The organism is Thermobifida alba, assembly GCF_023208015.1.
In the GTDB taxonomy this organism is placed as follows: Bacteria; Actinomycetota; Actinomycetes; order Streptosporangiales; family Streptosporangiaceae; genus Thermobifida; species Thermobifida alba.
Map to the genome: position 1 here is coordinate 1,042,640 of NZ_CP051627.1, position 15,042 is coordinate 1,057,681.

At 75.4% G+C, this 15,042-nt stretch carries 12 protein-coding genes and 1 CRISPR repeat array (1 of these 13 running past the window's edge); all 12 genes read left to right on the plus strand.

Annotation, left to right across the window (positions count from 1 at the left end):
* The first annotated feature begins 18 nt into the window (after nt 1-18).
* The 12 genes from FOF52_RS04740 (at nt 19) to FOF52_RS04795 (ending at nt 13,062) form a co-directional block, all read left to right on the plus strand.
* Nucleotides 19-747 carry a class I SAM-dependent methyltransferase gene (locus tag FOF52_RS04740; RefSeq protein WP_248592610.1) on the plus strand — a complete coding sequence of 243 codons (729 nt, stop codon included), beginning with the start codon at nt 19-21 and terminating at the stop codon, nt 745-747.
* The gene (locus FOF52_RS04745; protein ID WP_248592611.1) at nt 744-2,561 is read left to right on the plus strand and encodes an ABC transporter ATP-binding protein; all 1,818 of its coding nucleotides are present in this window, start codon (nt 744-746) and stop codon (nt 2,559-2,561) included. Before FOF52_RS04740 ends, FOF52_RS04745 begins: the two co-directional genes overlap by 4 nt.
* Nucleotides 2,558-4,297, plus strand: coding sequence for an ABC transporter ATP-binding protein (locus tag FOF52_RS04750; RefSeq protein ID WP_248592612.1), 1,740 nt, complete (start codon nt 2,558-2,560; stop codon nt 4,295-4,297). The genes FOF52_RS04745 and FOF52_RS04750 overlap by 4 nt, the downstream gene beginning before the upstream one ends.
* Nucleotides 4,298-4,343: 46 nt before the next feature.
* A complete protein-coding gene (locus FOF52_RS04755) occupies nt 4,344-5,570 on the plus strand; it encodes a cytochrome P450 (protein WP_248592613.1) in 1,227 nt (408 codons plus the stop codon).
* A complete protein-coding gene (locus tag FOF52_RS04760; RefSeq protein WP_248592614.1) occupies nt 5,567-5,788 on the plus strand; it encodes a ferredoxin in 222 nt (73 codons plus the stop codon). Before FOF52_RS04755 ends, FOF52_RS04760 begins: the two co-directional genes overlap by 4 nt.
* Nucleotides 5,789-5,834: 46 nt before the next feature.
* Nucleotides 5,835-7,340 carry an ABC transporter substrate-binding protein gene (locus FOF52_RS04765; RefSeq protein ID WP_248592615.1) on the plus strand — a complete coding sequence of 502 codons (1,506 nt, stop codon included), beginning with the start codon at nt 5,835-5,837 and terminating at the stop codon, nt 7,338-7,340.
* The gene (locus FOF52_RS21870) at nt 7,340-8,344 is read left to right on the plus strand and encodes an ABC transporter permease (RefSeq protein WP_282573860.1); all 1,005 of its coding nucleotides are present in this window, start codon (nt 7,340-7,342) and stop codon (nt 8,342-8,344) included. Before FOF52_RS04765 ends, FOF52_RS21870 begins: the two co-directional genes overlap by 1 nt.
* On the plus strand, nt 8,341-9,126 hold the full coding sequence (locus tag FOF52_RS04775) for an ABC transporter permease subunit (RefSeq protein WP_282573861.1): 786 nt from the start codon (nt 8,341-8,343) through the stop codon (nt 9,124-9,126). The genes FOF52_RS21870 and FOF52_RS04775 overlap by 4 nt, the downstream gene beginning before the upstream one ends.
* A complete protein-coding gene (locus FOF52_RS04780) occupies nt 9,123-10,607 on the plus strand; it encodes an ABC transporter ATP-binding protein (protein WP_248592616.1) in 1,485 nt (494 codons plus the stop codon). Before FOF52_RS04775 ends, FOF52_RS04780 begins: the two co-directional genes overlap by 4 nt.
* A gap of 200 nt (nt 10,608-10,807) precedes the next feature.
* Nucleotides 10,808-11,851, plus strand: a complete 1,044-nt coding sequence (locus FOF52_RS04785; protein WP_248592617.1) for an acetylxylan esterase — start codon at nt 10,808-10,810, stop codon at nt 11,849-11,851.
* Nucleotides 11,852-12,076: 225 nt separating this feature from the next.
* Nucleotides 12,077-12,877 carry a helix-turn-helix domain-containing protein gene (locus tag FOF52_RS04790; protein WP_282573862.1) on the plus strand — a complete coding sequence of 267 codons (801 nt, stop codon included), beginning with the start codon at nt 12,077-12,079 and terminating at the stop codon, nt 12,875-12,877.
* A complete protein-coding gene (locus FOF52_RS04795) occupies nt 12,874-13,062 on the plus strand; it encodes a DUF397 domain-containing protein (RefSeq protein ID WP_248592619.1) in 189 nt (62 codons plus the stop codon). Before FOF52_RS04790 ends, FOF52_RS04795 begins: the two co-directional genes overlap by 4 nt.
* A 452-nt stretch (nt 13,063-13,514) precedes the next feature.
* Nucleotides 13,515-15,042: direct repeats of the CRISPR family, unit length 29 nt; unit sequence CGGTCCATCCCCACGTGCGTGGGGCTCAC (it continues 1,557 nt past the right edge of the window).

Genomic DNA, 15,042 nt, shown 5'->3' on the forward strand with positions numbered 1-15,042 from the left:
AAGGAAGAGAGCACCCCCGTGATCGACTACTACTCCCCGGCCGCCGAGTTCTTCGACCTCGTCGGCCACCGCCACCTGGCCTCCAGCGGCCCCGCGCTGCGGGCCGCCCTGGCCGGGCTCGACACCGGCCACGGCCCCGTCGTCGACATCGGGGCGGGCACCGGGCTCGTCACCGCGACCATCGCCCAGACCCTGCCGTCGGCGCGCATCGTCTCCGCCGAGCCGTCCCCCACCATGCGGGCGATCCTCACCAGCCGCGTCTTCGGCGACCCCGACCTGCGCCGGCGCGTCACCGTGCTGCCCGATCCGGCGCAGACCATGCCGCTGCCCGACACGATCTCCGCGGCGGTCATCTTCGGGGTCGCCGGGCACCTCACCCGCGCCGAACGCGCCGACCTGTGGCGCCGCCTGGCCGACCGGCTGCCCCCGGGCGGGCCGATCGTCGTCGAGCTCATGGGAGTGGAGACGCCCCGCAGCATCCCCCCCACCCGGATGGTCCGCGAGACCGTGGGCGAGCAGGTCTACGAGTGGTGGATCGCGGGCGAGCCCGCGGGCGCGGACGTCATGCGCTGGCGCACCGAGTGGCGGGTCCACCGCGGCGGCGAACTCGTGCGCACCGTCACCGACGAGTACGACTGGGAGACCTTCGGCATCCCCCAGCTCGCCGAGGAGGCGGGGATGACCGCCAAACGCCTCGTGCAGGCCGGACGCGAGGCCACACCCGAGATCGGGGTGCTGGTCAAATGACCCGGAACGCCGACACGGCGCCCCCCGCAGGCGCGGCGGACCCGCCCCCCGGATCCCGCCGGGAGCCGGGACCGCTGGCCGCGCTGCTCGCCGGCGTCAGGGGCCGCATCGGGGCGGCGGTGGCCCTGCAGGCCGCCGCCAGCGCGCTGGGCCTGCTGCCGCTCGTGGTCGTGGTCGAACTCGGCCGCACCCTCCTGGACGGCGGGGCCGTCGACGCGGGCCGCGCCTGGACGCTGGTCGCCCTCGCCCTCGCCGCGGCCGTCGCCGCCCTGGCCGCCGGATACGCCTCCACCCTGGTCGGCCACCTCGCCGACAACGACATGCAGTTGGGCGTCCGGCTCGCCCTGGCCGCCCGCCTGGCCCGGGTCCCGCTCGGCTGGTTCACCGCGCGCGGGTCGGGCCGGGTGAAGAAGGCCCTGCACGACGACATCGGCGAGGTGCACTCGCTGGTGGCGCACACGCTGCCCGACCTGGCCGCCGTGCTCACCGCACCGGTCGTGGCCCTGGTCTACCTGTTCGCCGTGGACTGGCGGCTCGCCCTGGTCGCGGCCGCCCTGGCCGCGGCCGGGACGGCGCTGTTCGCCCGCGCCATGTCGGGGTCGATGCGCAAGATGGCCGAGTACGCGGCCGCCATGAACGACATCAACACCGGGGCGGTGGAGTTCATCGACGGCATCGCCGTGGTCAAGCACTTCGGCGGCCACCGCCGCGCCCACGAGCGCTACGTCCGCGCCGCCGACCGCTTCGCCGCGTTCTTCACCGACTGGTCCCGCTCCACGATGGCGCCGTCGGTCGCCTCCTTCCTGGTGCTGTCCCCGGTGATGGCGACCGTCGCGGTCACCGCCGCGGGAACCGCGAGCGCCGCGCTGGGCTGGAGCCGGCCGCTGGACGTCGCGGCGTGCGCGCTCCTCGCCCCGGCGCTGTGCGCGCCGATGAACGTCATCGGCTCGCGGGTCCAGCAGATCCAGGCCGCGGCCGCGGCGGCCCGCCGCGTCCACGCGCTCCTGCACGCACCCGTGCTCGCCCGGCAGGGCACGGCCCGGCCCGACGGGGCGCGCGTGGTCTTCGACGACGTGCGCTTCTCCTACCCCGCTGAGGACGGCGGCGAGGCCGCCGAGGTCCTCCACGGCGTCGACCTGGTACTGGAACCCGGAACGGTCACCGCCCTGGTCGGTCCCTCCGGGGCGGGCAAGACCACCCTGGCCACCCTCCCGGCCCGCTTCCACGACGTCACCGGCGGCGCCGTCCGCGTCGGCGGCGCCGACGTCCGCGACATGCCCGCCGACGCGCTCTACCGCACCGTGGGCTTCGTCTTCCAGGACGCCCGGCTGCTGCGCGGGTCGATCGCCGACAACATCGCCCTGGGCCGCCCGTCCGCCTCGCGCGCCGAGATCGAGGCGGCGGCCCGCGCGGCCCGCGTCGCCGACCGCGTCGAACGCCTGCCCCGCGGCTACGACTCGGTCGTCGGCGAGGACGCCCACCTATCGGGGGGAGAGGTCCAGCGCGTCTGCGTCGCCCGGGCGCTGCTCGCCGACACCCCCGTGCTCGTGCTGGACGAGGCCACCGCGGCCAGCGACCCGGTGGCGGAGGCCGCCGTCCAGGACGCGCTCAGCACGCTCGCCCGGGGCCGCACCGTCCTGGTGGTCGCCCACCGCCTGGCCACCGTCACCGGCGCGGACCGGATCGCCGTCATGGACGGCGGCCGGATCGTCGAGACCGGCACCCACGCCGAACTGCTGGAGCGGGAAGGACGCTACGCCGCCCTGTGGCGCGCCCAGCAGACCCCCGCCCCCAGGGAAGGAGCCCCCCGGTGATCCGCGCGTTCCTCGACGCACTCGGACCCGACCACGCCCGGCCGGTCCGCAACCGCCTGCTGCTCACCGCGGCCGTCTCCGCGCTCCAGGGCGTGCTGCTGGCCCTGCTGGTGCCGGTGTTCGCGGCCCTGCTGGGCCCCGGCCCCGAGGCCGCGCTGCCGTGGCTGGCGGCCCTGCTCGCCGTCACCGCCGGCTACGCGGTGCTGCGGTCGGTCAGCCTCTACCTGAACTTCACCCTCGGCGGCAGCATCTCCCGGGGACTGCACCGCCGCATCGGCGACCACGTGGCGCGCCTGCCGCTGGGCTGGTTCACCGGGGCCCGCCTCGGCGAGCTGAACCGGATCGCCACCGACGGGGTCTCGCGCACCATGCAGGTGCCGGTGCACATCCTGCCGCCGCTGTCGGACGCGGTCATCACCCCCGCCGTGGCACTGGTCGGCCTGGCCGTGTTCGACTGGCGGCTCGCGGCGGCCGCCGCCGTCGCCGCCCTGCCGCTGTGGGCGGCGTTCCGCCGCAGCAACGCGGCCGTGGCGCGCAACGACGCCGCCCGCGACGCCGCCGCCGACGAAGCCGCCGGGCGGGTGCTGGAGTACGCCCGCGCCCAGCCGGTGCTGCGTGCCTTCGGCCGCCTCGACCAGGGGCACGCGGCCTTGGAGGAGTCCCTGCGCGGCGAGCACGCCGCCGTGCGCCGCCTGCTCCTGCGCGCCGTCCCCGCCATGTTCGCGTTCGGCTTCCTGGCCCGCCTGGCTTTCGGCGCGCTGCTGGCCGTGGCCGTCCTGCTCGCGCTCGACGCCCAGACCCCCGCACCGCTGCTGGTGGCGCTGCTCGTGCCGGTCGCCCGCTGCGCCCACGCGGTGGCCGGCGCGGCCGAACTCGGCGGGGCGCTGCGCATGGCCGAGACCGGCCTGCGCCGCATCAACGAGGTGCTGGCCGCCGAGCCGCTGCCCGAACCGGACCGCCCGCGCCGCCCCGAACGCTTCGACGTGGAGTTCGACTCCGTCAGCTTCCGCCACGACGACGGCACCCAGGCCCTGTCCGACGTGTCGTTCCACGTCCCCGAGGGGTCGGTGACCGCGCTGGTGGGGCCGTCGGGGGCGGGCAAGACCACCGCGGCCCGCCTCCTGGCCCGCTTCCACGACGCCACCGGCGGCGCCGTGCGGATCGGCGGCGTCGACGTCCGCGACATCGGCAGCGAGGAACTGTCGCGCCACGTCGCCATGGTGTTCCAGGACGTCTACCTGTTCGACGCCACCATCGCCGACAACATCCGCCTGGCCCGCCCCGGCGCCGACGGCGCCGAACTGGAGCGCGTCGCCCGCCTGTCCGGACTGGACCGCGTCGTCGCCGAACTGCCCGACGGGTGGGACACCCGCGTCGGCGAGGGCGGCACCGCGCTGTCGGGCGGGCAGAAGCAGCGCGTCTCCATCGCCCGCGCGCTGCTCAAGGACGCCCCCGTCGTCGTCCTGGACGAGGCCACCGCCGCCCTGGACGCGGAGAACGAGGCCGTCGTCTCCGCCGCCGTCACCGAACTGGCCCGCGAACGCACCGTCATCGTCATCGCGCACCGCATGGCGACCGTCCGCGCCGCCGACCGGATCGTCTTCCTCGACGGCGGCCGCGTCGCGGAGCAGGGCGCCCCCGGCGAGCTGGCCGCCGCGAACGGCCGCTACGCCGAGTTCCTGCACGCCAGGCAGAAGGCGCTCGGCTGGCGGCTGACCGCCGCCGCGAGCACCTGACCCGCACGTCCTCACCCCGAGACAGAGAAAGCTGAGGCATCCCGCCATGACCCCACCGCCGGACTCCGCCGCACCGGAGGAGAACTCCGCCGTCGTCTTCCCCATCGCCCGCTCCTGCCCCTTCGCCCCGCCCGACGGCTACGCCGACCTGCGGGAGGCGCGGCCGCTGACCCGGGCCGCGATCCCCGGCGGCAAGGAGGCGTGGCTGGTGACCCGGCACGCCGACGTGCGCGCCGCGCTGGCGCACCCCGCCGCCAGCTCCGACGCCCGCCACCCGGCGTTCCCCGCGCTCGGCGACGGCGAGCAGGCGGTGGCCGCCGAACTGCGGCCGTTCATCCGGATGGACCCGCCCGAGCACACCCGCGTCCGCCGCATGCTCATCGGCGAGTTCACCGTCAAGCGCGTCCGCGAACTGCGCCCCGCCGTCGAGGAGATCTGCGAGGAGCAGGTGCGCCACCTGCTCTCCCGGCCGCGCCCCGCCGACCTCGTCGGCGACTACGCCAACCGCGTCTCCACCACGGTGATCTGCCGCCTGCTCGGCGTGCCCACCGAGGACCTGGAGTTCTTCCGGCGCGTCACCTCGGTCTCCGGCAGCCGCTCCAGCACCGCCGAGGAGGTCAGGGCCGCGCTCGCCGGACTGTTCGGCCTGCTGGACAAGCTCGTCGACGCCAAGGCCGCCGACCCGCGCGACGACCTCATCAGCCGCCTGGTCACCGGACCGCTGGCCCGGGGGGAGATCTCCCGGCAGTCGCTGCTGTCGCAGATCGGGATCACCCTCAACGCCGGGCACGAGACCTCCCGCAACATGATCCCGCTGGCCGCGCTCGCCCTGCTGCGCCACCCCGACCAGCTGGAGCTGCTGCGCTCCGAACCCCACAGGTGGCCCGACGCCGTGGAGGAGCTGCTGCGCCACCTGTCGGTCGCCGACGTCATCCCGCTGCGCGTGGCCGCCGACGACATCGAACTGGACGGGGCGACGATCCCCGCCGGCGACGGCTTCATCGCGCTGCTCGCCGCCGCCAACCGCGACCCGCGGGCCTTCGACCGCCCCGACACCCTCGACATCACCCGCCCCGAACGCCACCACGTGGCGTTCGGCTACGGCCCCCACCAGTGCGTCGGCCAGAACCTGGGGCGCCTGGAACTGGAGGTCGCGCTGCGCGTCCTGTTCGACCGGGTGCCGACGCTGCGGCTCGCCGTCCCGGTCGAGGAGCTGCCGACCAGGTCCGCCTCCGCCATCTTCGGCCTGGAGGAGGTGCCGGTCCGGTGGTGAGCCCCGACCCCGCGCGGCCGCTGCGGCTGCGCGCCGACACCGGGGTGTGCGCGGGAGCCGGGCAGTGCGCCCGCGTGGCCCCCGACCTGTTCGACCAGGGCGACGACGGACTGGTCGTCCTGCGGCGCGCCGACGCCGACGGCCCCGCCCGCGACCGCGCGCTGCTGGCCGCCGACCTGTGCCCCTCCGGCGCGCTGCGCGTGACCGACCCCGCCTGACCCCGCGGCCTGCGGCCGCCTCCCTCCCGAAAGGACACCGAACCAGATGAGACTGCGATCCGTTCTCGCCGCGGCGTGCGCCATCACCCTGGCCGCGGCCGGATGCGCGAACGAGGCCGCCCCCGCCGAGGAGACGGCGACCCTGCGCTACGCGGCGGTCGGCTCCCCGGCGGCCACGACCCACGACCCGCACGGCAGGGTCGCCAACGAAGCCGACTACCTGCGCTTCGCCATGCTCTACGACGTGCTCACCGTCCCCGACGAGCACGGGGAGATCCAGCCCCGGCTCGCCGAGTCCTGGGAGCCGGTCGACGGCGACCTCACCCGCTGGCGGATCGACCTGCGCGACGACGCGGTCTTCTCCGACGGCAGCCCCGTCACCGCCGCCGACGTGCTGTTCTCCCTGCGCCGCATCCAGGGCAAGGGGGCGGAGAACAACGGGCGGCTGTCGATGTTCGACCTGGACGCCTCCACCGTCACCGGCGAGCACGGACTGGAACTGGCCACCGTCCAGCCCTACGCCGAGGTGGGCGCCGCCCTGGCGGCGCTGACCTTCGTCGTCCCCGAGGGCAGCGACGACCTCACCGAGCCCGCCGTCGGCTCCGGGCCGTTCGTGCTCGGCGACGGCGACGACACCACCGCCGTACTGGAACGCAACGACGACTGGTGGGGGCCCGAGCCCCGGGTCGACCGCCTGGAGATCATCGCCATGGCCGACCCGGCCGCCCGCGCCGCGGCGGTGGCCTCCGGGCAGGCCGACGTCGCGGGCAGCGTCAGCCCGGCCGCCGCGGGCGAGCACGGCGGCACCGGCGGACTGCAGGTGGTGCACCGGCCCGCGGCGGTGAACTACCCCCTCGTCATGGACCTGGGCAGCGAGCCCTTCGACGACCCCGGCGTCCGCGAGGCCGTCAAACTCGCCGTGGACCGCGAGCAGCTGGTGGAGACGGTCTTCCTCGGCCACGGGCAGGTCGGCGCCGACATCGTCAGCCCCGCCGACCCCTCCGCGCCCGACGCCGCCCCGGTCGACCGCGACGTGGAGCGGGCGCGCGAGCTGCTCGCCGACGCCGGGCACGGCGACGGGCTCTCCCTCACCCTGCACACCACCAACTCCTACCCCGGCATGGAGGAGGCCGCGGTGCTGGTCGCCGAGCAGCTCCAGGAGGCCGGCGTCGACGTCCAGGTCGAGGTGGTCCCGCCCGACACCTACTGGGCCGAGGTGTGGAACGTCGAGCCGTTCTACCTCAACAGCCTGGGAGGCAGCGGGTTCGTCGACTTCGCCCGGATGGCGCTGGTCTCCGACGGCCCCATCAACGAGACCGGGTGGAACGACGAGGAGTGGGACGCCGACTTCGCCGAGGCGCTGGCCACCGCCGACGCCGACGAGCGCCGCGACCGCCTCGCCGGCCTGCAGCAGCGCCTCGCCGACGAGGGCGGCTACGTGGTGTGGGGCACCGGCGACGGGCTCGACCTCGCCACGGAGGCGGTGAGCGGCCTGCCCACCGGCCCCGGCTTCCACCGGCTGTTCATCGACCAGGCCGGCGTGGGCGGCTGATGCCGGACACCGTGAAGGCCGCCGCCCCCTCCCCCTCCTCCGGGGGCGGCGCGGCCCGTGCCGCGGCGCTGGCCGCCGCGCGCACGGGCCTGCTCCTCGCCGCGGCCTCGATCGCGGTGTTCGCGGCCACCGACGTGCTGCCCGGGGACGCCGCGTGGACGCGCGCCGCCCCCGGGGCCACCGAGGAGCAGGTCGCCGAGCTGCGCGCGCAGCTCGGCCTGGACCGTCCGGCCTGGCGGCGCTACGCCGACTGGGTCGGCGGCCTGCTCACCGGCGACGCGGGGACCTCACTGGTCAACGGGCGGCCCGTCGCCGACGCCGTCGCCCAGCGGGCCGCGGCGACCGCCGCGCTCGTCGCCGGCGCGCTGGCGGTGGCGGCCCCCCTCATGCTGGCCCTGGGCTGGTGGGCCGGGGCGGCCCGGCGCGTCCGGGCGGCGGCCACCGCCGTCCTCACCGGGGCCGCGGCGGTCCCGACGGCCGTGGCCGCCAGCGGCCTGGCCGCGCTGCTGTCGGGAACCCTGGGACTGCTGCCCGCGGTCTCGCTCCTGGCACCGGGGGCCTCCCCGCTGGACAGCCCCGAGCTGCTGGTGCTGCCGGTGCTGTCGGTGGCGCTGCCCACGGCGCTGTTCGGCGCGGGTCTGCTGTCGGGGGCGGTGGCCGACGCCCTGCGCCGGCCGCACGTCGCCGACGCGCGCCGCCGGGGCCGCCCCGCCTGGGCCGTGGCCTGCGTCGACGTGCTGCCGTTCGTGCTGGCCCCGTTCGTGCGCGTGGTGGCGGTCAGCGCCGGGGGGCTCGTCGCCGCCACCACGGTCGTGGAGACGCTGTTCGGCTACCCCGGCCTGGGATCGCTGCTGGTCTCCGCGGTAGCCACCCGCGACGTCCCGGTCGTCCAGGCCGTCGCGATGCTGGCCGCGCTGGTCGTCCTCGCCGGACTGCTCGCCGCCGACCTCGTCGCCGCGGCGGTGGACCCCCGCCGCGGCGGAGCGCCCCGGGAGGCGCGGTGAGAGGCGCGGCGGCCGCCGCGGTGGCGGCGGCACTGCTGGGCGCAGCGGTCGGCGGCCCGCTGCTCGCCCCGCACGACCCGACCGCCGTCGTGGCCGCGGCCTGGCAGGCCCCCGGGCCCGGCCACCCGTTCGGCGCCGACGGCCTGGGCCGCGACGTGTGGTCGCGGGTGCTCGCAGGCGGACGCGACCTCGTCGCCACCGCGGCCGCGGCCGCGCTGGCCGCCTCAGCGGTGGGGGTGGCCGGGGGACTGGCCGCGGGCTGGGGCGGGCGGCTCGCGGACCGGGTGCTGACCGGTGCGGCCGATCTGCTGCTGGCCGTCCCCTCCCTGCTGCTGGCCCTGGTCGTCGCCGTCGCCGTCCCGGGCCGGGCCGCGGTCGTGGCGGCGACCGTCTGCGGAGGCGCGCCCCTGACGCTGCGCGTGGTCCGCGACGCCGTCCGCGGCGTCCGCCACGCGGGCTACGTCGAGGCGGCGTGGACGCGGGGGGAGCGCCCCGCCGCCGTGCTCGTGCGCGAGGTGCTGCCCGCCGTGCGCGGACTGGTCGCCGCCGACCTGGGGCTGCGCCTGGTCATCGCGGTGCAGGTCGCCTCGGCGCTGGGCCTGCTGGGCTTCGGGGCGTCCCCGCCCGCCCCCGACTGGGCGCTGATGCTGCGGGAGAACATGCCCGGTGTCGCGGCCAACCCGGCGGCGGTCGCCGCCCCCGCGGCGGCGCTGGGACTGGTGACCGTGGCACTGGCACTGACGGTCCAGGCGGCCGCGCGGCACGACGGGAGGGCGGAATGACCACCGGGGACGGGACGGGGCTGCTGGCCCGCGGGATCGAGGTGGCCGACGCGCGGGGACGGCGGATCGTCGGACCGCTGGACCTGCGCGCCCCCGCGGGGCGGGTCGTCGCCGTGGTGGGCGAGTCGGGCGGCGGCAAGACCAGCGCGGTGCTGGCCGCGCTGGACGCGCTCGCCCCCGGGCTGCGCCGGGTCGGCGGCACGACGCTGTGGAACGGCCGCCCGGTGCCTTACGGGCGGGCCGCGCGCCGCTGGCGCAGGAGCACCGTCGGGTGGCTCGGCCAGGACCCGGTCGGCGACCTGCACCCCCTGCGCACGGTCGCGGCCCTGGTCGCCGAGGGCTGCCCCGGCCTGCGCGGCGGCGAACGCGACCGGGCGGTCGCCCGCGTGCTGGAGGACCTCGGCCTGGAGCCCGGGCTGCGCCACCGCCGCCCGCACGAGCTGTCCGGCGGCCAGGCCCAGCGGGTCGCGCTGGCCCGCGCGGCCGTGGGCGCGCCCCCGCTGCTCGTCCTGGACGAGCCGACCAGCGGACTGGACCCGGCGACGGTGGAACTGGTGGCCGCCCTGCTGGAGCGGCGGCGCGCCGACCCGGGCGCGGCCGCCCTCGTCGTCTCCCACGACCGCTCCTTCGTCGAACGGGTCGCCGACGACGTGGTCGAGGTCGGCCCGCGGCGGACCGCGCGCCGTCCCGCCCCCGCCGCCCCGGCGCGGCGTCCCGGGCGGCGCGCCGTCCTCGCGGCGCGCGGCCTGACCCTGGACGTGCCGGGCGGGCGGGTGCTGCTGGACGGGGCGGACCTGGAGGTGGGGGAGGGGGAGTTCGTGGCCGTCCTCGGCCCCTCCGGCAGCGGCAAGTCCACCCTGCTGCGCGCCCTGGCCGGACTCCACCCGCCGCGCTCGGGAACGGTCGAGGTGAACGGCCGGGAGGCGCCGCCCCGGGTGCGCGAGCGGGACCGCGCGCTGCTGCGCGCGGTGCAGTTCGTCGGGCAGGACCCGGCGGGCGCGCTCAACCCCGCGCACCGGGCGGCGACCGCGCTGGCGCGGACCGCGCGCCTGCTGCGCGGGATGCCGCCCGCCGAGGCCGCCGCGGCCGCGGCGCGCCTGCTGGAGGACGTCGGCCTGCCCGCGGAGGCGGCGCGCCGCCGCCCCGGCCGGCTCTCCGGCGGCCAGCGCCAGCGCGTCGCAATCGCGCGGGCGCTGGCCGCCGACCCCGACGTGGTCCTGGCCGACGAGATCACCTCGGCCCTGGACGCCGCGACCGCCCGGGGCGTCCTCGACCTGCTGGACGGGCTGCGCGCGGCGCACGGCACGGCCCTCGTCGTGGCCACCCACGACCGCGCGGTGGCCGCCCGCGCCGACCGGGTGCTCGCCGTGGACCCCGAGCGGCGGGCGCTCGTCCCCCAGCGGTGGCCCCGCCCGGCCGCGGCCAGCGCGGCGGGACGCCCCGACCGGGCGCGGCACGGCACCGCGGCCGACCTTTCCTGACCCGGCCGCCCCGGAGCCCCGCGCACGCGCGGCGGGACGCCCGGGGCCGGACCGCGGCCGCACCGCCCCGTGCGGGGGAGGTCCGGGATTCGGATACCTTTCCCGCGTGAGCCACCGGCGCGCCGACCGGAAGCCCGGCCACGCGGGCTGCTCCGGGCCGTTCCGGCACGGCCGCCGGACGACCGAAAGGAACGGCGACCATGCACGTCGACCTCCCACTGGACAGCCTCCTGGAGTACCGGGCGGCGACCGGCGCCCCCGCGGACTTCGACGAGTTCTGGGAGTCCTCGCTAGCCGAGGCCCGCACCCGTCCCCTGGGCCTGCGCGTGGCGAAGGTGGACACCCCGGTGCGCACCCTCGACGTCCACGACGTCGTCTTCAACGGCTACGGCGGCCACCCGGTCCGGGCGTGGCTGAAGACCCCGCGGGGAGCCGACGGCCCGCTGCCCGCGGTCGTGGAGTTCCCCGGCTACGGCAACGGCCGCGGCGACGTGCTGGAGGGCCTGGAGTGGGCGAGCGCCGGGTTCGCGCACCTGAGCATCGACGCCCGCGGGCAGGGCGCGGCCGGCAGCCGGGCCGGGGCCACCCCCGACCCGGTGGGCAGCGCCGCGGCGTTCCCCGGCTTCATGACCCGCGGCATCGAGGACCCCGCAGCCTACTACTACCGGCGCCTCGTCGTCGACGCGGTGCGGGCGGTGGAGGCCGCGCGGACGTTCGACGCCGTCGACCCGGCGCGCGTGGCGGTCGTCGGCGGCTCCCAGGGCGGCGGGCTGGCGCTGGCCGCCGCCGGGCTCGTCGACGGCCTGGCCGGGGTGGTCGCCTGCGTGCCGTTCCTCTGCCACATCGACCGCGCCGTCACCGTCACCGACGCCCACCCCTACGCGGAGATCCCCCGGTACCTCGCGGTGCACCGGACCAGGGCCGGTGCGGTGCTGCGGACGCTGTCCTACATCGACGGCGTGCACTTCGCGGCCCGGGCCGGCGCGCCCGCGCTGTTCACCGTCGGGCTCATGGACCCGGTCTGCCCTCCGTCGACGGTGTTCGCCGCCCACAACGCCTACGCGGGACCGAAGGACATGCTGGTGTGGCCCTACAACGCCCACGAGGGCGGCGGCGTGGAGGACCTGCGCGCCTCCCTGGCCTTCCTCGCGCCGCTGCTCGACGGCAAACCGGTGACGGCGCGCGGCACGGTCACCGTCCACGACGGGACGGACGGGCAGTCCCGAGAACGCGGTCGCCTCTGAGCCCGCGGCATCCCTGAACCCGCGGTGATCTTGTCCCCAGGACCATCAGAAGCGCTCGACCATGCCCCTGGGGCCAGGATCGCCGACTGGGGGAAGGCGGGCCGGGGCCGTTCACCTTTACCATGCCTGCACACCTTCTGAGCCGCCAGGGGGTCTGCTCCCTTCCGCAAAGGGGAGAGTGACCAGGTGGCGAATGGTCGTTGACGTGTGCTGAAATGTGCAGCCATGGCGCATGCGGTTAAAGAACGCTGGTTGCGACTCGGTCGCCAAATCCGGGGATACCGTGAGCGAGCTGGGCTTTCACAGCACGAAGTGGCCCAGAAGATCATGGTCTCCCCCACGATGCTGAGTGCAATGGAACGAGGCGCGCGAGGGATCAAACGGGAACACCTGGAACGTCTCGACAAGGTGCTCGGCACCGGCGGAATACTGGTGGACTCGTGGGACGCCTCATCGGGCGCGGGGATACCCGAGTGGTACCAGGACGGCACCGAGCGGGAGCGGGCCGCATACGAGATCCGCACCTATCAGCCGCTCGTGATCCCGGGCCTGCTCCAGACCGAGAGGTACGCCCACACCCTCCTGAGGGCGGGGATGCCCACCAGCCCGGCCGAGGAGATCGCCCGTCTGGTGCGCGGGCGGATGGACCGGCAGGCCGTCCTCAAGAAGAAGGACCCTCCGCGACTGGTGGTCGCGGTCGAGGAGACGGTCCTGCGGCGTCCGTTCGGCGGGCGCGACCTCATGGCGGAACAGCTCGCCCATCTATTGGAAGAGGCGCAGGAACCGCACATCTCGCTCCATGTCATCCCTTTCGAAACCGAGTATCATCCAGGGTTTCCTGAGGCGTTCACGCTGTACTCTCTTCACGACCGACCTGACATCCTGTACTTGGAGACACGGCGTTCCAGCAGCGCAACCACCGACATAGGCGACTACGCACGAGTGTTCAGAGACTTGCTGGGTGCCGCGCTACCCCCCTCGGCTTCCCGGGAGTTGATCGCGCAGATTCAAGGAGAATTCTCATGAGCGCTGAACTGGTCTGGCACAAGTCCAGCTACAGCAACTCGACCGGTGGCGAATGCGTCGAGGTCGCGGAGACTCCGCGTGCGGTGCTGGTGCGCGACACACAGCACCGGGAACTGGGGCACCTGGACTTCACCCCCGGGGCGTGGGCGGCGTTCCTGGCGGAGGCCAAGGCAGGGCGGCTGTAGCTGCCGCCCCCGCTGGTTCTTCGCGCCCCGGGTTTCCTGCCCGGGGGCGCTGTCATGTCCGAGGTGCGTCGTCAGCACAGTAGACGGTTTGTCCCCACGTGCGTGGGGGCGGCAGACGGGTGCGCGGATCCGCGCTGTCGGCGGCTTCTGCGCCGCACAACCCGGGGACGTGCTGTCGGACACCGTCCGAGAGTTGGTTGACGGTCTCAACCCCGTCCGGCCGCCCTTCACTCCCTGGGGAGAGGCGAACCGATGAAAAACGGGGTGGCCTCGACCGACGCAAGGTCGGCGACCGGGAAACCCCGGAAGCGGGAACTTCGGCCACCCCACCACCCTTACAGAAAGGTGCAATCCCAACGGTAGCGCACAACACCCCGAGAACGCCCCCGAGATAGTTGCAGACGGTGTGGTGACGCTCGCCGGATACCGAAATCCCACGGCCTGCCCGCGGTCGGTCTTTCCCCACGTGCGTGGGGTTCACACGAGGCCAAGGAGCGCATGCCGCAAGCTCGACGGTCCATCCCCACGTGCGTGGGGCTCACGTCCTACCCGGGCGGCGGACGGGTTTGTCGAGCGGTCCATCCCCACGTGCGTGGGGCTCACCCACGAGATCGAGTTCTGGGCACCCGACCCCTAGGTCCATCCCCACGTGCGTGAGGTTCACGCTGTCGGGGGCGGGGGCACGTGGGCGGGGCGGCCGGCGGTCCATCCCCACGTGCGTGGGGCTCACATGAGCACCAGACTCATCATCGGAATGCTCAGCGGTCCATCCCCACGTGCGTGGGGCTCACAGTCTGATGAGGTCGGGGGTCACGGCGGTGTCCGGTCCATCCCCACGTGCGTGGGGCTCACGGAGCGGAGTCATCCAAGCCGCGCTCGGCGTACGGTCCATCCCCACGTGCGTGGGGCTCACGTGCGGGCCAGTCCGAGGAACTGGGCATAACCCGGTCCATCCCCACGTGCGTGGGGCTCACTGCGCAGCATCCACACGAGCCAGAGCCGTCGCCGGTCCATCCCCACGTGCGTGGGGCTCACTGTCAGCCCCCACGTGCGCCCACACGTGGGGGCGGTCCATCCCCACGTGCGTGGGGCTCACGACGGCCAGGTACCGGATTTCCTCGGGGAGCACGGTCCATCCCCACGTGCGTGGGGCTCACGCGACCGCCGCCGACCGGACGTTGTTGTACGCCGGTCCATCCCCACGTGCGTGGGGCTCACGGCGGCGGAGCTGGACAGGGCGGCCGGGGCGGAGGTCCATCCCCACGTGCGTGGGGCTCACGACGAGGGGGAAACCGTTCTCGGTAGCGACGCCGGTCCATCCCCACGTGCGTGGGGCTCACCGTGTACCCGCGCGCGGCCAACGCGTCGGCGTCGGTCCATCCCCACGTGCGTGGGGCTCACGAGATGCCCGAATGCGAGGCCGTGCGCGACGCCGGTCCATCCCCACGTGCGTGGGGCTCACGCCACCGCCACCAGCGTCCACCCGCTCTCCGCGGGTCCATCCCCACGTGCGTGGGGCTCACCGGTTGGGCATGTCGATATGACGAAATGAAGCCGGTCCATCCCCACGTGCGTGGGGCTCACTCAGTCTCAGTCCCCATCGGTCATCTCCTGTCGGGTCCATCCCCACGTGCGTGGGGCTCACGACCAGGGGCGCCGCCTGGTACCGCCCCGACGAGGTCCATCCCCACGTGCGTGGGGCTCACGTGATGCGCACCCCCCACGGGGGCGGGGGGGCGGTCCATCCCCACGTGCGTGGGGCTCACCTTGGCGAAACCGGTGCGAGCCAACGGACAGCCGGTCCATCCCCACGTGCGTGGGGCTCACAACGCGAGCTGGTCGTAGCTGAGCACGCGGATCGGTCCATCCCCACGTGCGTGGGGCTCACAGGTCGCCGAACGCTACGTCATCGACCAGTGGAGGTCCATCCCCACGTGCGTGGGGCTCACGGCCTGCTTGCAGTCGTCGATGGGGGCGATG